The following is an 18,389-nucleotide window of genomic DNA, read 5'->3' as shown; positions in this document are numbered from 1 at the left end:
AGAATTTAAGTAAACTTAATACCTGCTTAAATGTTTTAAAACCAACTTATAGTGAATATGCCATTTGGTTTAGGGAAGTGACCTTCTGAAAAAGGATAATTTTATTTTAATCTAAAAATTTCTCTTTTAATTCAGGTGTAGGTATCATACAAGCTTCTTTTTTACCGTACCACTTGTACCTGTTTTTAGCTACATAATCATAAATAGCATCACGTATGCTTTCTGGTACATATTCAAAAATGCCAAAAAGACTATATATTCCTCCAAAAGATTTTATAACTTTTAATGCAGCAGTAGATTTGGTATAATATGCCACACCAGGATCAATCAAAATGATAGAATCTACCAAATCAGTATCAATACCACGTTCATTAGTCAATTTTTCACCGGCTTCACCTTGTAAACTAGCAAATACATAAGTATTATTTTTATCGCGTTCAATTACTTTGTTAATTGAAGAATTACACAAATTACAAACCCCATCAAAAACAATTATTTTCTTCTGCATACCTACGATTATCAGCCTTTATTTTTTTCGTTCAACAAGTTCTAATTGATCTACATTAACATTGGTCGTAAAAATACCATAGTTTACAACAGCTTTCTTTTTTTCAAGTTTATCAATACTACCAACAGCTTTACCATCAACCATTCGCACTCGATCACCAATCTTTAAAGCTACAGCAGGTTTGTTTTTTTCTTGAACAATTTTCTTTTTCTTCTCTACCTTTTTTTCTTCCCTAATTACTTCAACCTTCTTAATCACCTCTTGGGCAACCTTTGCTTTTTTAATTTTTTCAATTTTTACTTGCTGTGCAGATTTCTTTTTACGTTTACTGTTTTCGGTCTCTACAATTCGTAATAATTCAGAAACTAAAGGGCGCTTCTTCTTATCTTGAAAATATTTTAAAGCTGCATCATTTACTTTATTACCCAAATAAATCATACGCTGGCTAGAGTCATACAATTCTTGATAGTTTTCCAATTTAGATTTTACTTTTCCGTTTAACTCTTCTAAACGTTGCGCCTCATCACGCGCCTTTGACTCAACCTTTTTTAGTTTATCACCAGTTTTTGCCATAGAACTACGTTCTTTTTGAAGCTTGGCAATAGTAGCATCAAATCGAACTTTACCACGTTCAATTTTCTTTTTCGCCCTATTTATTAAACTATATGGTATTCCGTTTTTCTGAGCAACCTCAAAAGTAAACGAACTACCTGCTTGCCCTAATACTAATTGATAGGTTGGCTCTAAAGTTTTAGAATCAAACAACATATTAGCATTTGTTGCGTGTGGCAATTCATTTGCTAAAAGTTTTAAGTTAGAGTAGTGGGTAGTTATCACACCATAAGAACCACGCTCGTAAAAAACTTCTAAGAATATTTCTGCCAAAGCGCCACCAAGTTCCGGATCACTACCCGTACCAAACTCATCAATTAAAAACATAGTATTTTCATCACATTTACGCAGAAAATAATTCATATTCTTTAAACGGTAGCTATACGTACTTAAATGGTTTTCAATAGATTGATTATCACCAATATCTGTTAATATACGATCAAATAAACAAACCTTACTACGCTCATGTACAGGTATTAACAAGCCACTTTGCAACATAACCTGCAAAATGCCTAAGGTTTTAAGGGTAATACTTTTTCCACCCGCATTTGGACCAGAAATAACAATTATTCTGTTTTCAGGATGTAATGAAATAGTCTGTGGATAAGTCTTTTCTTTTTTACGTTTATTTGTTAAATACAACAATGGATGATAAGCATCACGTAAAAACAACTCTTTATTTTCACTTACTTCAGGCATAATTGCATCCATTTCCAAAGCATATTTAGCTTTAGCAGCAGTAATATCAATATGTGCTAAAAAACCTTGATACAAAGCTAATTCCGGAGTAAATGGCTGTATATGAGCTGTAAGTTCTTTTAATATTCTTTGAATTTCTTCGCGCTCTTCAAATTCTAAATTATTTAGTTGACGACTAAATTGTAAGGTTGCTTCAGGTTCAATATAAACAATACTTCCCGTTTTTGAAGTTCCCATTACAGAACCTTTTACCTTTTTGCGATACATTGCTTTTACCGCCAACACACGACGATTATCAACTACTGACTCTCTAATTTCATCTAAAAACTCTGAGCTGTTATACGTAGTTAATGCTCTTGAAAAACTTTGATTTATTTTACCTTTTACAACATTAATTTCTTGTCGTATTCCTCTTAAATTATCAGAAGCATTATCTTTTATTTCACCAAACCTATCAACCACCGAGTTTATATGATTCGGAATTTCTAAATTTAATTCAACTTCTTCTGAAGCATCAAATAACAATGGGTAATATTCTTTAAATTTTTTGAAGAATTTTTTAAGTACATTTATAGTCGTACAAATATTTCCAATTTTCCTAAATCCACTAATTTCAATAGTTGCATTTTCAATAGTTAATAATTTTAACTCTTGATTAATAGCATCAAAACCGTGATTAGGAATTCGGTTTTCATTCGTAAAAGAAGCTACAAATTCTGATGTTTGCTTTAAATGTATTAAAACAAGCTCTTTAGTATCTAAAGGAACAATTTTTAAAGCATTTTCTTTCCCTAATTCTGTTATACAGCGAGCTGCTATTTGGTCTAAAACAGTAAAAAATTCTAAATCTTTAAGCGTCTTTTCGTTAATCTTATTCATTCTAATTTTTAAAGCATTACAAAGATATGGATTAAGATGGAAATAGCCATTTTACTACATAAACACTCGCTTTTATAGTTTAATAAGTATATTTTTGGAAAGTAATAGCTATTTAACTCCATTGCAATGCAAGTTATTTTAAACACTGATTGGAAAAATTTATTAAAAGATGAATTTGAAAAGCCTTATTTTAAAGCTTTATCTGAATTTATCACTGAACAATATAAACAACATACATGCTACCCAAAAACAGAAGAGATTTTTAATGCATTCAACTATTGCAGCTTAGATAGTATAAAAGTAGTGATTATTGGTCAAGATCCATACCATGGACCTAACCAAGCAAACGGACTTTGTTTTTCAGTTCATGACGGAATTCCGCATCCGCCATCATTAAAAAACATTTTTAAAGAAATAACCGCAAGTACAAATACTCCATATCCTGAAAGTGGAAATCTTGAACATTGGGCAAAACAGGGTGTTTTGTTATTAAATGCTACATTAACGGTAAAAACTCAAGAGGCAGGAAGTCACCAAAAAAAAGGCTGGGAAACATTTACAGATACAGTGATTAAAAAGATATCCGATAAAAAAACAGGAGTTATATTTTTACTCTGGGGAGGTTATGCAAAAAAGAAAACAAAATTAATTGATACTACAAAACATTACATTTTAAAATCGGGACACCCTTCGCCGTTAAGTGCAAATAGAGGATATTGGTTTGGAAACAATCATTTTAATGAAACTAATTTAATATTAAAAAATAATCAATTAAACACGATCGAATGGTAGTGTTTAATCATGATTATAAATAAAAAATAATGCTAATTCAATAATATATAGATCATTAAGTGAAAATGTTTTTAAAATTTTATGATAAATAACCTTTTTCAAAAAAAAACCATAAATTCGTAATACTCAATTTAACCAGTAAACCATTAAACCTTAAAACTAATTATAATATTATAATATGAATATAAATTCTATTTTACTAATTGATGATGATGAGTCTACCAACTTCATTAATAGTGTTTTTATACAAAAATTAGATATAGAAGTCGATGTATATAAAGCGTTAAATGGCGAAGAAGCATTAGAGTTACTTGAAGACTCTAAAACTGACCCTGATTTTTTTCCTTGTTTAATATCATTAGATATTAATATGCCAGTTATGAACGGTTGGACTTTTTTAGATAAATACAAAAGCTATCCTCAAGAAATAAAAGACAAATGTGTTATTGTTATGACCACAGTTAGTGAAGACGATAAAGATTTGATTAGAGCTAATAAAAATGAAGATGTAAAAGAATTTTACCAGAAGCCTATGTCTGATGAAAAATTCGGATCACTTATAAACACATATTTCGCTGAATAAACTTTTACTTTTTATATAAAATACCTTCAGGAGACACCTTTGTTTTTATTAGATTTAGATTTAATAGTGTTTCCTGAATTTTATTTAAAGTCTTTTCATCTAGTTCAGACTGACTCCATCTTGTAATAGAAAGCCATTCTTTAATATCTTCTATTTTTTGCTCGTAAGTATTAGCTAAGGTATTATCAATACTTGGAATACTTTTAAATTCTGAAGTATACATATTTATTACTTCAATAATATGTTGCAACAAATTACCATTTTCTGTTATAAACTTATCTGTCGCAGCAATAACAAAGCAAGGCCAAGGAGTAGGGCAGTCATCAATTCTTCTAAAAGTACCGTTATCTACTAAAGGCTTTGTTGTAAACCTTTCCCACATAAAGTAATCTGCTTGTTTTTCTGTCAAAGCATTTACCGCACCATCTAAATTATTGATTACCTCAAATTGTAAATTATTTGTATCCCAGCCTTCGTTTTGCGCTTGTACAAATGCCATCAAATGACTTCCGCTACCAAAACGACTTATTGCTGCTTCTGTTCCTTTTAAATCTGAAATTTTACTATAATTGCTATCTGCCGCAACATGAATTCCCCAGAGTAAAGGTGAAGAAATATATTGTTGAACAATTTTTGTGGTATTACCTTCAGTTATACTTTTAACAATACCTTCAGTTAAAATAATAGCTAAATCCGTTTCTTCATCAGCTAACATTTGACACATTTTACCAGTACCTTCAGGTATATCTGTCCATTCTAAATCAATACCACGCTCTTTAAAAGCACTTTCTTCAATAGCCATATGCCATGGCAAATTAAAATGTTCAGGAACACCTATTATTCTTACTTTCTTCATCTATTTAGTCAACTTTTCTAAAGTATATTGAATCAATTTTTCAACCGTTTCCGTTGAGTTTTCTGAGAATTCACCTGTCGCACGGTTAGCAACAATAGCATTCATTGAAATTGCATTATGACCTAACAATTTTGATAAGCCATAAATACCAGATGTTTCCATTTCAAGGTTTGTGATTTTCAAACCTTCATAATCAAAAGAAGCTAATTTAGAATTTAAATTTTTGTCTTCTGTTTTTAAACGTAAAACTCTTCCTTGTGGGCCATAAAAACCAACATTTGTTGCTGTAAAACCTTTTACCACCAATTCTGAATCTACTTTTGATGCTAAGCTTTCATCACAAGTAACTACATAAGGTGTTGACTTATATTTTGACCAGTTTGTGTGTGCTACAAACTTACCTTGAATTACTTCATCCATTACATGCGTAGCATCATAAAAACGCAATAGACTATCAAAACCAATTGCATATTTACTCAACAAAAAAGAATCTACTGGTATCGTATCATGTATTGCACCAGAAGTTCCAATTCTCACAATATCAAGTTTTTTAAACTCCTTATTTATAGTTCTACTTTCAAAATCAATATTAACTAAAGCATCTAATTCATTAAACACAATATCAATATTATCCGTACCAATTCCTGTTGATATTACAGATATTCGCTTACCATTTAATACGCCAGTGTGGGTAACAAATTCACGTTTACCTTTTTTTAGTTCTATTGTATCAAAATGTTTTGAAACTTCAGACACTCGATCAGGGTCACCAACCGTAATAACGGTATCGGCAAGATCTTCTGGTAAAATATTTAAATGATATATGCTATTATCTGGGTTGAGTATAAGCTCTGATGGCTTTAATTGCATGTTATAATTTTAGTATTCTATTCGTATTTGTATTATACAAGAAATTGTATTTTAACGCACCGCCAAGATACACATCATTTTCTTGAATACAAGAATAATAACTTGTTTCACCTTTTAATATTTCTAATCCTTTTTCTGTAAGTTTTACAGGATTAAATGATTTATATAAAGGTTTTAATCTATTAATTGCTTTGTTATATTGTGTATCAGAAAAACCTAATACACCTTGGTTTTGAAGTAATGTTTTAAGGTAAACGTTTTTTGATGAAGATTTTTTATCTACAGCTAGTTGTAACATTTTGGTCTCCATTTCATTCAATCCATTTTTAATTGATGGAAATCTACGTAAATGCGCTTGAATGCTGTTTTCTAAATGCTTAAAATTATAATTTTTAAAATCAGACAGATTTTCTAATCGAATTGGGTTATCACTACAGTATAATTGCCAAACATAGTCCGCATATTCAATATCGTCTTGAGTTAGAACTATCTTCTTTTTATATAAGGCCAATAATTTATCTTCTGAAAGAGTACTTAAATCTGTAGTCTTAGTTTTATTATAAGTTACTAAAGATATTTCAGCATACTTTCTATGTGTTTTTAACCAGCTTACAACTGCTAGTAAATTTATTTGACAAAATAAATCATTATCAAACCACAAAACTATTTGATCTTCACTTTTATGATTGCAAAGTGAACGGTATTCTTTTAAAGTCTTTTCAATAAATACAGCTTTTGATACTTTATAATTTTTATTTAAATACTCAAATCTAGTTTTCCAAAAAGATTCAGTACCAACGTTAGATTCTGTTTTACCTTCACACAGCATTTCACGCCATGTAATAATTTCTCCTGGAATATTGAGAGTTTGTAACTTATTGGTGAAAACGTCGCCATTGGTGATGTGGAGGAGAGAGTTCATATTAATAGAATTTAGGTTAAAATTAAGATTTAATGTTGGGAGCAGTATGTTAATTAACAGACTTTAACCTCCAACTCGTTTGACTTTAAAGCCTTTATCTTTCAAAATGGTCATTATCTTATCTCTATAATCACCTTGAATAATAATGGCATCATCTTTAAAACTACCGCCAACACTTAATTTTGTTTTTAATTCTTTTGCTAACTTTTTAAAATCAGCATCTGCACCAGTATACCCTTCTAAAATTGTAATCGGTTTTCCTTTTCGCTTTTCATATTTACAGATGATTGGAGCTTCTTGCATCCAAATTTGATTTTCGGCTGGTTTAACAGCTTCTGTTTTTTCTTCTTTATGATCTGGAAAAAGGTTTTTTAACTGATCCTGTAAGTCCATACTATTACTTTAGTTTTTTATTAAACATCAAACAAACGTCTATGATAGTTTATTTGACCTAAATGATATGCTAAATGCGACGCAATATGAATTAAAAAATAAGTGTTTGATTTGGTTTCGTCATTAAATTGGCGAATTGTGCAATCTTTCTCTAAATCAGACACTTCTATTCCATTTAACGTGTTCTCAATAACAATTATTACATCATCAACCTGCTTTAACATTTCAGCACGATCTACATTCTTTAATGTAAATTCTGCCTCTCTATTTCTTATATATCCAGTATTACCGTAACCAACCCCAATAAAAGTGTTTAAATTACCTACTAGATGTAAACAGAGATTGCCAGCGCTATTTGTAATGTCATTATCAACTTTCCAAATAGCATTTTCATTTCTGTAGCTAGAAATCTCGTGTTTAAGCCTTAATAAATCTCGCTTAAAAATAAATTTTAATGAATCAAGCATGAAAGCTTATTTCTTGATCAAACCTAATTCAATCAAACGCTCATGCAAAAATTCCCCTGCAGTAGTATCTTCATATAACTTAGGGTTTTCGTCATCAATACAATTTTCTAAACAATTTAGTGACATATCGCCCACAGGATGCATAAAGAAAGGTACAGAATAACGTGATGTTCCCCATAATTCTTTCGGAGGATTAACCACTTGATGGATAGTAGATTTTAATTTGTTGTTTGTTAAACGTGATAACATATCACCAACATTAATCATTAATTCGTCTGGCTGTGCAATAGCATCAACCCACTCGTCAGCATGGTTTTTTACTTGTAAACCTTTACCGTGAGCACCCATTAAAAGTGTAATCAAATTAATATCACCATGCGCTGCTGCTCTTACAGCATTCTTAGGTTCTGTCTCAATTGGTGGGTAATGTATCGGTCTTAAAATAGAATTACCATTTTTAATGTAATCATCAAAATAAGTTTCTTCTAAATTTAAATGCAATGCTAAGGCTCTAAGTACATATTTTGCTGTTTTTTCAAGCATTTTGTACGTTTCTTTACCAACTTCATTAAAAGTTGAAAGCTCATTAACGGTAACATTTTCAGGATATTCTTCTTCTAATGCAGGGTTATCTTCTACATATTGACCAAAATGCCAAAATTCTTTTAAATCTCCTTCTTTCTTACCTTTTGCATGTTCTTTTCCAAAAGATGTGTACCCACGTTGACCGCCAATACCTTCAATCTCGTAACCGTCTTTTACCTCTTGTGGTAAATTAAAAAAGCCTTTAATTTCTTTGTATAAATCTTCAACTAATTCGTCCGACAAAAAATGACCACTTAGTGCGACAAAACCTATGTCTTCAAAAGCACTACCTATTTCTTTAATAAACTTCTCTTTTCGTTTTGCATCACCTGATACAAAATCTTGCAAATTCACACTTGGAACGCTACTCATATATATATTGTTTTATCCAAATTTAATAAAAAAAGGATAACAAAGCTTGTGCTTAGGTTTCATTTTATTAACAGCCTTTTTGTTACTTTTATACCCAGTTATATAACATACTATGGGCTACAAAATGAACTACCATAAATTTTCGGTTACTGACAATCAAAAACTACAACTTTACAAGCAACTTATTACTCCAAGGTTGATTGAAGAAAAGATGCTTATTTTGCTTCGTCAAGGTCGTATATCAAAGTGGTTCAGTGGTATAGGACAAGAAGCTATTTCGGTTGGTGTTACTGCCGCTATGCATTCACACGAATATATATTGCCTATGCATCGAAATTTAGGAGTGTTTACTTCTCGCAATATTCCTTTAGATAGACTTTTTGGGCAGTGGCAAGGTAAGGCAAGTGGATTTACTAAAGGTCGCGATCGTAGTTTCCATTTTGGCACCCAAGAATATAAAATTATCGGCATGATATCGCATTTGGGCCCACAATTAGGTGTTGCTGACGGTATTGCTTTAGCTAACAAATTACAAAACAAAAAACATGTAACTGCTGTTTTTACAGGGGAAGGTGCGACTAGTGAAGGTGATTTTCATGAAGCGCTTAATATTGCATCTGTTTGGAAACTCCCGGTACTTTTCTGTGTTGAGAATAATGGCTACGGATTATCAACACCCACAAACGAGCAATTTAACTGTGAATCCATTGCCGACAAAGGCATTGGTTATGGTATGGAATCATACAAAATTGACGGAAATAATATTCTTGAAGTTTTTACTAGAGTGAATACCATTTGTAGTGATTTACGTGAGAACCCAAGACCCGTTTTAATAGAGTTCAATACTTTTAGGATGCGTGGTCATGAAGAAGCTAGTGGCACAAAATATGTGCCCCAAGAATTGTTAGACGCTTGGGAAAAAAAAGACCCAATTGCTAATTATGAAAAATTTCTTCTTGATGAAGAGCTTCTTACGCTTGAAAGTATCAAAACAATTAAAGACACCATACAAGACGATATAAACGAAAATTTACAAGTCACAAATAACGAAGCTGAAGTTGTTAGCACTGTAGCAACCGAATACAATGATATATATAAAAACTTCACATACGTAGTAGTAAACCCCAGTAATTCAATAGAAAACATTCGTTTTGTTGATGCTATTTCGCAAGGATTAAAACAGTCCATGCAAAAGTATGACAACCTTGTTTTAATGGGACAAGATATTGCCGATTATGGTGGTGTTTTTAAAATTACCGAAGGTTTTGTTTCTGAATTTGGTAAAGAGAGAGTTCGTAATACGCCCATTTGTGAATCTGCTGTGGTGTCTACCGCTATGGGATTATCTATTAATGGAATGAAAGCTGTTGTTGAAATGCAATTTGCTGATTTTGTGAGTACGGGTTTTAATCCAATTGTAAATTACTTAGCAAAATCACATTACCGTTGGGCAGAAAAAGCAGATGTGGTTATACGTATGCCTTGTGGTGCAGGTGTTGGTGCGGGTCCATTTCACTCACAAACAAATGAAGCTTGGTTTACCAAAACTCCAGGTTTAAAAGTAATCTATCCCGCCTTCCCATATGATGCTAAAGGACTATTAAATACAGCAATTAACGATCCAAACCCTATTTTATTTTTTGAACACAAAGCTCTTTACCGTAGTTTGCACCAAGATGTACCTACAGATTATTACACTTTACCATTTGGTAAAGCTTCACTATTAAAAACTGGTGATGCTGTTACTATAGTGAGTTATGGCGCTGGTGTTCACTGGGCATTAGAAACTTTAGAAAAACATACAACCGTTAATGCTGATGTTATTGATTTAAGAACACTACAACCTTTAGATACTGAAACCATTTATACATCTGTAAAAAAGACAGGCAAACTTATTATTTTGCAAGAAGATAGCATGTTTGGAGGTATTGCTAGTGATATTGCTGCATTAGTTATGGAAAATTGTTTTGAATACTTAGATGCTCCTGTAAAAAGAGTTGCTAGTCTTGAAACCCCTATTCCTTTTTCCAAAAACCTAGAAAACAATTACTTACCTAAAGACAGATTCACAAAAAGCTTGTTAGATTTAGTTGCGTATTAGTTTTTGTGCTAAAAAAATATTCCTTCAGAGTAATTCAAATTTTCATTTATACTGAAATTGCACTTGATTAACGATAGTTTAACGTTGTTTGAAAATTAAAACTACATCTTCTATCGTATATAAATGTATCTATTAACTCAAATATTAAAAAAATTATAATGAAGAAAATCATAGCATTAGGCTTTTTTGCAGCGGTACTTTTTTCGTCATGTTCAACAACTAAGGCAGTTCGTGAACAACGAAAAACCATAAATGGTGATTGGGTTTTAAACCACGTATCATTTGCTAACCAAGAAGGAAGTTTTAAATCGGTATTATTTAATGATGCTCAAGACATTTGTTTTGAAGGCAGTACTTGGAATTTTATAAACAACAACAGTACAGGAACATATACCATAAACCCTTCAAGTTTATGTTCAAGTGGAACACGATATATTAGATGGTCTGTTATTGAAAATGAAATGGGTAAAGACCAACTTCAATTTAAGTTTATCGATGAGAAAAAGAAAGATGTTTCTAATGGTTATGGGTATCGTTTAGATATTAATAATATAACCCCAACTACAATGGAATTAGCATCACAGGTAATTACAGACGGAGCGCCCGTTTCTGTTATTTATGAATTTGTAAAACAATAATATAATGAAAAATATAAGTCTAAAATTTGCTGCAATAATGTTTTCGGTTGCACTGATAACAAGTTGTACGGCAATAAAAAACGCAAATAATTCACAAAAAGGTGCCGTAATTGGTTCATCAAGTGGTGCCGTAATTGGTGGTGTAATTGGTAATAATGTGGGTAGTGGTAATAATACTGCGCTGGGTGCTATTTTAGGTGCTGTAGTTGGTGGTGCTGCCGGTGGATATATTGGTAACCGAATGGATAAGCAAGCTGAGCGTATTGAAGAAGAAATACCAGGTGCTGAAGTAACTAGAGTTGGTGAAGGTATTAATGTAGTTTTTAATGAAGATGCTGGTGTGTATTTTGACACTAACAAATCTGATATTAAAGGAACGTCTGCGAATACTTTAAACAGTTTAACGGGTATTTTAAATGAGTATCCTGATTCTGATATTCTTATTGAAGGACATACAGATAGCGCAGGACCAGATGACTATAATATGGAGCTATCTAAAAAGAGGGCTCAGTCTGTTTCAAATTATTTAAATAACAACGGAATAAACTCATCACGTTTGACTACCAAATGGTACGGTGAAACACAACCTAAAGGTGATAATACTACGACTGAAGGTAAAGCTCAAAACCGTAGAGTAGAGGTAGTTATTGTTGCTAATGAAAATTTAAAAGAAGAAGCGATTCAAAAAACGCAGTAAATAATATAGCGTTACAATATATAAGTCTCAATGTAAATTCACATTGAGACTTTTTTTATGCTTCTTTTTCTGGTATGAATACAGATGCTAAAACCCCGCCTAGTAATGAAACTGATATAACAGTTAATGATACCCATTCTGGTAAATGTAAATAATGTGAGAAAAGCATTTTTAAACCTACAAAAGCTAAGATAACTACAAGACTATAATTGATATAACGGAATTTCTGTAACATTCTCGATATTAAAAAGTACATAGAACGCAGGCCTAAAATCGCTAAAATATTAGAACTAAAAACAATAAATGGGTCTGCTGTGATGGCTAAAATTGCAGGAATACTATCTAAAGCAAATAAAATATCTGTCAATTCAATAACAATAAGGGCTACAAAAAGGGGAGTGGCTACTTTTTTTCCGTTTTCAGTAATAAAAAAATCATGTCCTTTTATTTGAGAAGATATCGGATATACTTTTTGCAACTGCCTAAACACAAATGATTTTTGAGGATCAAAATTATCATCTTCACCTTTTAACATGTTAAATGCTGTATATAATAAGAAAACTCCAAAAATATAAATGATCCACTCAAAACGAGTAATTAGAGCAACACCAAATAAGATCATTAATGCTCTAAAAATGATAGCTCCTAAAATTCCCCAAAATAAAACTCTATGCTGGTAAATTGCAGGTATTTTAAAACTTGAGAATATAACAGCAATTACAAATACGTTATCTATACTTAATGACAATTCAATTAAATATCCAGTAATATATTTTAAAACAGCATCTTCGGGATTTAACCCCGTAGGATTTTCTATTATTCCAGAAGAAAACAGCCAGTAGATAACACCACTAAATACAAAAGCTACGGTAATCCAAACAGCAGTCCAAATTCCGGCTTCTTTAGTTTTAATAACATGATCTTCTTTATTAAAAACACCTAAATCAAGAGCTAAAAAAATAATAATTAGAACAAGAAATAATATCCAAACTAGCATATAAAAATTACAATTTAAGATTTGTTAGTATTGCACTTCATCGACAAAAGTAGTTGAAATTACTAGATTAAAGTACTTAATTTATCGATAAAAAGTAAAAAAAAGAAAGGCTACAGAGCAGTCAATTTATATATATTATCTTTAAAATGAACGCTATATATTTTTAAAATGAATAAATTAATCTTTCGGGCATCATGTCTGATTTTTGTTTTGGCCACTACTCAAATTAGTGCCCAAAATAAAAGTAAAAATCCATTGGAAGAGGAAGGACCTATTATCTATAGGTTTGAGCCCAATTATGAATCGTCAGAAGACGTTAAAAAAAATGAATTAGCCAAAAACAAAATGATTTTAGATACTGTTCAAGTATCGAAAAGGGAACGTAAAAAATTATTAAAAGCGCTATATTCAAATGATTTCTCAAAATTACTTTCAGAAATTGTTACTGTTGAAACAAAATTTGAAGACGATTAAAAAATCATAAACTCAACCAAAAAAAAATCCCAAACAACTAATTTTGTTTGGGATTTTTTGATACTAAAAAATTCTAGTTATATTTTACTCTACTCAATTTATCCTTTCGCTTTTCGAGCTGGCGTTCTAATTCGTTAATTGAACTTACAATTGATGCTTCAAAACTTCCTGTACTTGAGTCTGCAAATAAACGAGGCCCAGGAATACTAAGTCTAATATTGCAAATAATACCGGTATCTGGTGATGATGTATTTTCAGTCTTAAAAAACACATCTGCACGAATTATATTATCATGTTTGTCAAATAATTTTGTAAGTTTTTTTCCTGCAAATATCTCAAGTCGCTCACTAGCTTTTACATCGTCGTATTCAAAATTGATATTCATATATATTATATTTTAGATTAATTGACTCTCTTTTTTAATTATAAAATAAATATAGTACATTTTTTTATCAATTCCATTGTTAAAAGTAGATTAACAAAATATTAAATAGTATTCATATTTGAAAGAATTTTCTTATATTTATAATCAACGAGATAAACCCTTAAATTTTGTTATTATGAACTACACATATGAAAGTAAAATCGTTCAAAATAGCCATCAAAAAAACCACAATCACATTTTACGATTAGAACGCAATTTTAGAGATTTAGATCTATTGCATTGTAAACTAAACAAATACATCTACGAACCTAAAACAAAGGATTTATTTGAACAAAAAAGTAATTTACTTCAACAACTGAAGCGCTTAAAAAATAAAAATCGCCAAATTTTTACAGCTATAAAAGACCGTAAAGAAGTGCTTGAAAGTCAGATAGAAAATATCAAAATTCAGTTTTCAGAATTTTTAACTTTAGAGACTGAAATAAAGGCATATTACACTAGCGCTCACAATCATTAAAGAATCTTATTGAAAATCAATATTTTATTCCGACTTTTGCATGCTGAAAAAATTAGAATAGTATGACAGAAAGAGACGAGTTTTTTATGAAAAGAGCGATTGCTCTTGCCGAAGAAGGTATGAATAGTAATGCTGGTGGCCCTTTTGGGTGTGTAGTTGTTAAAGACGATGAAATTATTGCTGAAGGCTATAATAGAGTAACATCAACCAATGATCCAACGGCACATGCTGAAGTGGTGGCAATTCGTGAAGCTTGTAAAAAACTGAATAATTTTGAAATTACTGATTGTACCGTATATACATCATGCGAACCTTGCCCAATGTGTTTAGGTGCTATTTACTGGGCGAGACCAAAAATGGTTTATTTTGGTTGTAGCCGTGAAGATGCTGCTGCAATTAACTTTGACGATCAATTTATTTATGATGAAATTGAAAAAGATATTGATGGCCGACAAATAAAATTTGTGCAATTAGCCCGTAAAGATGCTTTACAAGTATTTAATCAATGGGATAATAAGCAAGACAAAACTAAATACTAACCAATTATTTGTATTTAAGGGAAAGTGCAAAAGAGCCTCTTTATTTAAAGAGGCTCTTTTTATTTAAAAAAGTACTGTTTTAAGGTATTTATTGCTGTAATTAGTTGTAGTAATGATAAGAACATGGGTTATTTATTAAAAGAGGAGTCAAGTACGCTTGAATTATTATGTGATTACACAGCACCTAGAGGTATACCTAATGCATAAATTTCTCTTGATATGCAAAGTACTAGGCACCAGAAAATTATGAAACTGAACAAACAAGAAGTAGCGGTTTTTAAAAAAACCTATATACAGCATTTAATAATTTATTTGCACGTTTGGTGTTTGACCTTTTTATATAATAGTAACAACGATCTAAATATTTTTGAGCCTTTTTATTGTCCGCATACGTTTTACGCGCACGGTATAAATTTAAAGTAGTTTGTAAATCTTCAGGGGTGTAGGTAACACCTGTATATTCTTGTAAAATTTGCAAGTTATAAAAACCATATTCTTCTGTTGGCTCTAACATAGTACCTTCTCCAAAATCATTCCAAGTTAATAACTGAATAAAATCTGCTTCTTGATTATGGGTATAATTCAAGGTTTCTACAAAAGTAGTTCCATTATCATGCGGAATATTCCAATCATGCCACAAACCCCAACCACCAGCTTCATAAAAACTATCAAAACCAGGGTAACTACTGCCAACTGTAACAAACTCACTATTTAAATAGGTGTCATAATAATAGTCATGTGCTAATAAATGGTCTGATGAAATCCATAAGAACTCACCCGATGCATTTATTCCCACATTTTGGTTTGCTGCCCAAAGCGTTAAAAAATGAGGCTTTTCTTCTTCAGTAAAAACAGAAAATATAGTATCCCAATCGGTGGCATTTGTAATTGTACTTGGGCCAAATACAAATAATAATTTTTTGTCCTCATAATGTAAAAAATTACTTTTACTAAAGTAATTATCTTTTATATAGTTAAAATCTGTAATAGCAGCTTCATTTACAGTTGCATTAAAATTTTGATCTACTGCTTGCTGTGCCACACGATCTTCGTACATTATTGAGAATGATAAATCTAAATCATCTAAACGATCCATAAATGATTCCGTAGCATTTTTTATTAACTGGTAATCATATATATCTTTACTGCCGTACCAGTCAAATATAACACCATCAATACCTGCAAGTTTCATCATAAGCATGTGGTATTCTTGCAAATCAGGGTCTTCTGAACCATACGGACCTATAATAGGGTAGTAGTATGATGCTATTTCTCTTTGCCCGTTACTTAAAATTACTTCGGGGTTTTTATTAGTCATTGTCCAATGTTGCCCCCAATAACCATCATAATCTTTACTTTGAAACCATGGCATATAATGAACGTAAATTTCTTTAGGATTGTCTTTTTCAACTTCCATACCAGAAATATCAACAATGCGGCCAGTTTTAAGAAGCTCGTTAATACTATCTTCTTCCTGCAAAATTAATTGCAATGCTTCATCGGTAAGGGTAGAATCTTGTTGCGCTGTTGGGTAAACATTAGTTTCGTTTGTTATAGTATAATTACTTTCTTCATCTTTCTCACATGATTGTATTGCTAAAACAATACAAAAAAAAACCGCTAATTTATAGCAGTGGTTTTGTTTAAAATTCATTTTTGGTTGATTTTAGTTTGGCTTATTTGTAATAATTATCCTACAAAATTATAAAATCAATTTCATATTTTTTTATTTTATTTTGAATATTCGTTGAACAGTAATATTATAATAGATTGATTTACAGTTACTAAAGTTAAATATAGCGTATTTGTTTTACTTGTAATAATCGTGTAAACTTAATAGACATCAGGTTTAATAGATAAACGGAAACAACACAAATTTAATTTTGAATAGAGGATGTTTGAAATATTCTATTTTACATAATATAAATTATAGTACAAATATAATATATGAGTAAAACGGCGAATAGAACTTTTTCTGTTCTATTTTACATAGATGCAGATATAGCGCCTTTAGGTCTATATCGTAAGCATTTATGTAAAAGCCTTTTTATATTCTGAGTTTCATTTATATTCGTAAGCTACTATAATTAGCCGTTATGTAAAATAGCCGCTACTAAGCGCTCGATTGCTTTATAAAATCAAATTGCCTTGGAAATTTATTTTACACACAATTATTCAACGCTTGCCAACGAGAAAATAAAAGTTAACCTTTTTGCTATTATTAAAAATCACGTATTCGATAAATGTACGTAATAAAAAATTTTACGAGATTCTCGAACTTTTTTACATATTATTCTAAAACTAAGCTTGTATTTATTCATTATATTGTTTAGAGAATATTTTTCTAGCTCTTTGATAGTAATTTAAGAAAATAGTTTCCCGCTTAATACCAACCAGAAAGCTGTAAATAACATCTTTCTTCTATATCCTCATTTACCTTAAGCCATTTTGCTAATGAAATTCTTATTAAAGTTTCTTTGGGAATAATCTTAGGGGGATTTTCCATACCAACATATTTCAAGCTTTTTTGTTTGGGTATAACACCCAGTAATTTATGGTTATAAAAATATCTATCACCCTCTAAAATTAAATCAGTATCACTTTTCCAGAATCCAACGCTACTATTTGGTAATTCTTGCTCATTCTCTGAAATATATCCTTTATCGTTCTTTTGCCACTTTAACTTTCCTTCAAATAGGTTTTCTATATGACCTTCATATATTTTTACCCCGCATCTATTAATAAAATCAGCTAAATCAGGAACTATTCTTATTTTTTTATTCACCTCAATAAAAACATCCTCTACGTGAGGTTTTTGAATGTATGGAGAAGCCTTAAAATCAATATCCCATACATCACCGATATTTAAATCAGTATCCGAAAATTGGTACCAACCCTTTGGGTTTCTAGCTCCCCCTCGATTTAGTAAACGTATGTAACTATTGTTTTCTAACACTAGTCCGCCAACACATACATGCTTACTTCCATATTTAGTTTTTGATGTGATAAGTACTTCCAATATTAAATATGTTTGATATCAAAAGTAAACTCCAATGATAATTTTGCAGCTACTATTGACCTATGACATGCTTTATGTTGTTCTTCAACACAAAACAAAACAATTTTCTCAGCATTAATATTTTCAAGATCTGTTATAAATTGCTTGAAATTGAAGGGTTTTATAACTTGATTATTATACTCTTCTATAAAAACATGACCTAGAGTTAACCTATCTCTTTTTAATTCTAAATTTTTTAAATCAGCTTTTTTCTGTAATTCTCTAATATCCTTGGTTGGAGCTAAATCTAGATAATGCAGATATTTGATATTCTGATTTTGAAGTTTGGATTGTAATTTTTTACTATTAACAAATGAATATTTAGAACCACGAACACCTCTTCTTTGACGAATATCACAGAAAGTATCAATTTTATTTTCAAGAAGTTTATTAAAAAAATTAGCTTCAGTAGTATTATAAACTCCTATTGTATAAAACTCCATCT

At 30.8% G+C, this 18,389-nt stretch carries 21 protein-coding genes; 8 read left to right on the top strand and 13 right to left on the bottom strand.

The genetic code is table 11. The annotated features are described in order from the left end of the window. Positions 1–106 precede the first annotated feature (106 nt). On the bottom strand, positions 107–508 hold the full coding sequence (locus tag KO500_RS07990; protein ID WP_215955997.1) for a thiol-disulfide oxidoreductase DCC family protein: 402 nt from the start codon (positions 506–508) through the stop codon (positions 107–109). A gap of 18 nt (positions 509–526) precedes the next feature. Then, entirely contained in the window at positions 527–2,698 is a 2,172-nt protein-coding gene (locus KO500_RS07985; RefSeq protein WP_215955996.1) for an endonuclease MutS2, read from the bottom strand. 126 nt (positions 2,699–2,824) lie between these two features. Here KO500_RS07985 and KO500_RS07980 point away from each other — a divergent pair, with 126 nt between their 5' ends. Continuing rightward, complete coding sequence (locus tag KO500_RS07980; protein ID WP_215955995.1) at positions 2,825–3,490, top strand: uracil-DNA glycosylase; 666 nt, start codon at positions 2,825–2,827, stop codon at positions 3,488–3,490. A 178-nt stretch (positions 3,491–3,668) separates the two neighbouring features. Further along, positions 3,669–4,073: a response regulator gene (locus KO500_RS07975; RefSeq protein ID WP_215955994.1), complete on the top strand. Its 405-nt coding sequence runs from the start codon at positions 3,669–3,671 to the stop codon at positions 4,071–4,073. Between the two features lie 4 nt (positions 4,074–4,077). On the opposite strand, the gene KO500_RS07970 is transcribed toward KO500_RS07975, so the two are convergent. The 6 genes from KO500_RS07970 to KO500_RS07945 form a co-directional block, all read right to left on the bottom strand. Then, positions 4,078–4,929 (bottom strand): substrate-binding domain-containing protein, encoded by an 852-nt coding sequence (locus tag KO500_RS07970; protein WP_215955993.1) that lies wholly within the window; start codon positions 4,927–4,929, stop codon positions 4,078–4,080. Further along, positions 4,930–5,799, bottom strand: a complete 870-nt coding sequence (locus KO500_RS07965; RefSeq protein ID WP_215955992.1) for a nucleoside phosphorylase — start codon at positions 5,797–5,799, stop codon at positions 4,930–4,932. Between the two features lies 1 nt (position 5,800). Beyond that, positions 5,801–6,721, bottom strand: coding sequence for a DUF1835 domain-containing protein (locus KO500_RS07960; RefSeq protein WP_215955991.1), 921 nt, complete (start codon positions 6,719–6,721; stop codon positions 5,801–5,803). A 63-nt stretch (positions 6,722–6,784) separates the two neighbouring features. Next, positions 6,785–7,114: a translation initiation factor gene (locus tag KO500_RS07955; RefSeq protein ID WP_215955990.1), complete on the bottom strand. Its 330-nt coding sequence runs from the start codon at positions 7,112–7,114 to the stop codon at positions 6,785–6,787. A gap of 20 nt (positions 7,115–7,134) precedes the next feature. Further along, the gene (locus tag KO500_RS07950) at positions 7,135–7,581 is read right to left on the bottom strand and encodes a DUF1572 family protein (protein WP_215955989.1); all 447 of its coding nucleotides are present in this window, start codon (positions 7,579–7,581) and stop codon (positions 7,135–7,137) included. Between the two features lie 6 nt (positions 7,582–7,587). Beyond that, positions 7,588–8,538, bottom strand: a complete 951-nt coding sequence (locus tag KO500_RS07945; protein ID WP_215955988.1) for an isopenicillin N synthase family dioxygenase — start codon at positions 8,536–8,538, stop codon at positions 7,588–7,590. Positions 8,539–8,662: 124 nt separating this feature from the next. Here KO500_RS07945 and KO500_RS07940 point away from each other — a divergent pair, with 124 nt between their 5' ends. From KO500_RS07940 to KO500_RS07930, 3 genes are all read left to right on the top strand, one after another. Continuing rightward, a complete protein-coding gene (locus KO500_RS07940) occupies positions 8,663–10,639 on the top strand; it encodes an alpha-ketoacid dehydrogenase subunit alpha/beta (protein WP_215955987.1) in 1,977 nt (658 codons plus the stop codon). A 158-nt stretch (positions 10,640–10,797) separates the two neighbouring features. Next, positions 10,798–11,277 (top strand): lipocalin family protein, encoded by a 480-nt coding sequence (locus KO500_RS07935; protein WP_215955986.1) that lies wholly within the window; start codon positions 10,798–10,800, stop codon positions 11,275–11,277. Between the two features lie 4 nt (positions 11,278–11,281). Then, positions 11,282–11,974: an OmpA family protein gene (locus tag KO500_RS07930; RefSeq protein ID WP_215955985.1), complete on the top strand. Its 693-nt coding sequence runs from the start codon at positions 11,282–11,284 to the stop codon at positions 11,972–11,974. A gap of 55 nt (positions 11,975–12,029) precedes the next feature. Here KO500_RS07930 and KO500_RS07925 read toward each other — a convergent pair whose 3' ends face one another. Further along, a complete protein-coding gene (locus KO500_RS07925) occupies positions 12,030–12,971 on the bottom strand; it encodes a TerC family protein (protein WP_215955984.1) in 942 nt (313 codons plus the stop codon). Positions 12,972–13,139: 168 nt separating this feature from the next. Between KO500_RS07925 and KO500_RS07920 the strand changes: the two genes are divergently transcribed. Next, positions 13,140–13,445 (top strand): hypothetical protein, encoded by a 306-nt coding sequence (locus tag KO500_RS07920; protein ID WP_215955983.1) that lies wholly within the window; start codon positions 13,140–13,142, stop codon positions 13,443–13,445. Positions 13,446–13,518: 73 nt separating this feature from the next. On the opposite strand, the gene hpf is transcribed toward KO500_RS07920, so the two are convergent. Beyond that, positions 13,519–13,830 (bottom strand): ribosome hibernation-promoting factor, HPF/YfiA family, encoded by a 312-nt coding sequence (gene hpf, locus KO500_RS07915; RefSeq protein ID WP_215955982.1) that lies wholly within the window; start codon positions 13,828–13,830, stop codon positions 13,519–13,521. 175 nt (positions 13,831–14,005) lie between these two features. On the opposite strand from hpf, the gene KO500_RS07910 reads away from it, so the two are divergent. Together KO500_RS07910 and KO500_RS07905 are read left to right on the top strand one after the other, a co-directional pair. Beyond that, on the top strand, positions 14,006–14,347 hold the full coding sequence (locus tag KO500_RS07910; RefSeq protein ID WP_215955981.1) for a hypothetical protein: 342 nt from the start codon (positions 14,006–14,008) through the stop codon (positions 14,345–14,347). A gap of 62 nt (positions 14,348–14,409) precedes the next feature. Next, entirely contained in the window at positions 14,410–14,886 is a 477-nt protein-coding gene (locus KO500_RS07905; protein WP_215955980.1) for a nucleoside deaminase, read from the top strand. A 277-nt stretch (positions 14,887–15,163) separates the two neighbouring features. On the opposite strand, the gene KO500_RS07900 is transcribed toward KO500_RS07905, so the two are convergent. The 3 genes from KO500_RS07900 to KO500_RS07890 form a co-directional block, all read right to left on the bottom strand. Further along, complete coding sequence (locus KO500_RS07900) at positions 15,164–16,540, bottom strand: glycoside hydrolase family 71/99-like protein (protein ID WP_215955979.1); 1,377 nt, start codon at positions 16,538–16,540, stop codon at positions 15,164–15,166. Between the two features lie 729 nt (positions 16,541–17,269). Then, positions 17,270–17,905 carry a dual OB domain-containing protein gene (locus KO500_RS07895; RefSeq protein ID WP_215955978.1) on the bottom strand — a complete coding sequence of 212 codons (636 nt, stop codon included), beginning with the start codon at positions 17,903–17,905 and terminating at the stop codon, positions 17,270–17,272. 2 nt (positions 17,906–17,907) lie between these two features. Next, complete coding sequence (locus KO500_RS07890; protein ID WP_215955977.1) at positions 17,908–18,387, bottom strand: DUF488 domain-containing protein; 480 nt, start codon at positions 18,385–18,387, stop codon at positions 17,908–17,910. Positions 18,388–18,389: the final 2 nt, after the last annotated feature.

Origin of the sequence: Cellulophaga baltica (assembly GCF_018861125.1) — a bacterium.
In the GTDB taxonomy this organism is placed as follows: domain Bacteria; phylum Bacteroidota; class Bacteroidia; order Flavobacteriales; family Flavobacteriaceae; genus Cellulophaga; species Cellulophaga baltica_A.
Note: the sequence above shows the minus strand (reverse complement) of the source record. Positions and strands in the feature narration are given on the sequence as shown.

Coding starts and splice junctions, on each gene's coding strand:
- KO500_RS07990 (WP_215955997.1), bottom strand. CDS start 508: ATGCAGAAGAAAATAATTGTTTTTGATGGGGTTTGTAATTTGTGTAAT.
- KO500_RS07985 (WP_215955996.1), bottom strand. CDS start 2,698: ATGAATAAGATTAACGAAAAGACGCTTAAAGATTTAGAATTTTTTACT.
- KO500_RS07980 (WP_215955995.1), top strand. CDS start 2,825: ATGCAAGTTATTTTAAACACTGATTGGAAAAATTTATTAAAAGATGAA.
- KO500_RS07975 (WP_215955994.1), top strand. CDS start 3,669: ATGAATATAAATTCTATTTTACTAATTGATGATGATGAGTCTACCAAC.
- KO500_RS07970 (WP_215955993.1), bottom strand. CDS start 4,929: ATGAAGAAAGTAAGAATAATAGGTGTTCCTGAACATTTTAATTTGCCA.
- KO500_RS07965 (WP_215955992.1), bottom strand. CDS start 5,799: ATGCAATTAAAGCCATCAGAGCTTATACTCAACCCAGATAATAGCATA.
- KO500_RS07960 (WP_215955991.1), bottom strand. CDS start 6,721: ATGAACTCTCTCCTCCACATCACCAATGGCGACGTTTTCACCAATAAG.
- KO500_RS07955 (WP_215955990.1), bottom strand. CDS start 7,114: ATGGACTTACAGGATCAGTTAAAAAACCTTTTTCCAGATCATAAAGAA.
- KO500_RS07950 (WP_215955989.1), bottom strand. CDS start 7,581: ATGCTTGATTCATTAAAATTTATTTTTAAGCGAGATTTATTAAGGCTT.
- KO500_RS07945 (WP_215955988.1), bottom strand. CDS start 8,538: ATGAGTAGCGTTCCAAGTGTGAATTTGCAAGATTTTGTATCAGGTGAT.
- KO500_RS07940 (WP_215955987.1), top strand. CDS start 8,663: ATGAACTACCATAAATTTTCGGTTACTGACAATCAAAAACTACAACTT.
- KO500_RS07935 (WP_215955986.1), top strand. CDS start 10,798: ATGAAGAAAATCATAGCATTAGGCTTTTTTGCAGCGGTACTTTTTTCG.
- KO500_RS07930 (WP_215955985.1), top strand. CDS start 11,282: ATGAAAAATATAAGTCTAAAATTTGCTGCAATAATGTTTTCGGTTGCA.
- KO500_RS07925 (WP_215955984.1), bottom strand. CDS start 12,971: ATGCTAGTTTGGATATTATTTCTTGTTCTAATTATTATTTTTTTAGCT.
- KO500_RS07920 (WP_215955983.1), top strand. CDS start 13,140: ATGAATAAATTAATCTTTCGGGCATCATGTCTGATTTTTGTTTTGGCC.
- hpf (WP_215955982.1), bottom strand. CDS start 13,830: ATGAATATCAATTTTGAATACGACGATGTAAAAGCTAGTGAGCGACTT.
- KO500_RS07910 (WP_215955981.1), top strand. CDS start 14,006: ATGAACTACACATATGAAAGTAAAATCGTTCAAAATAGCCATCAAAAA.
- KO500_RS07905 (WP_215955980.1), top strand. CDS start 14,410: ATGACAGAAAGAGACGAGTTTTTTATGAAAAGAGCGATTGCTCTTGCC.
- KO500_RS07900 (WP_215955979.1), bottom strand. CDS start 16,540: ATGAATTTTAAACAAAACCACTGCTATAAATTAGCGGTTTTTTTTTGT.
- KO500_RS07890 (WP_215955977.1), bottom strand. CDS start 18,387: ATGGAGTTTTATACAATAGGAGTTTATAATACTACTGAAGCTAATTTT.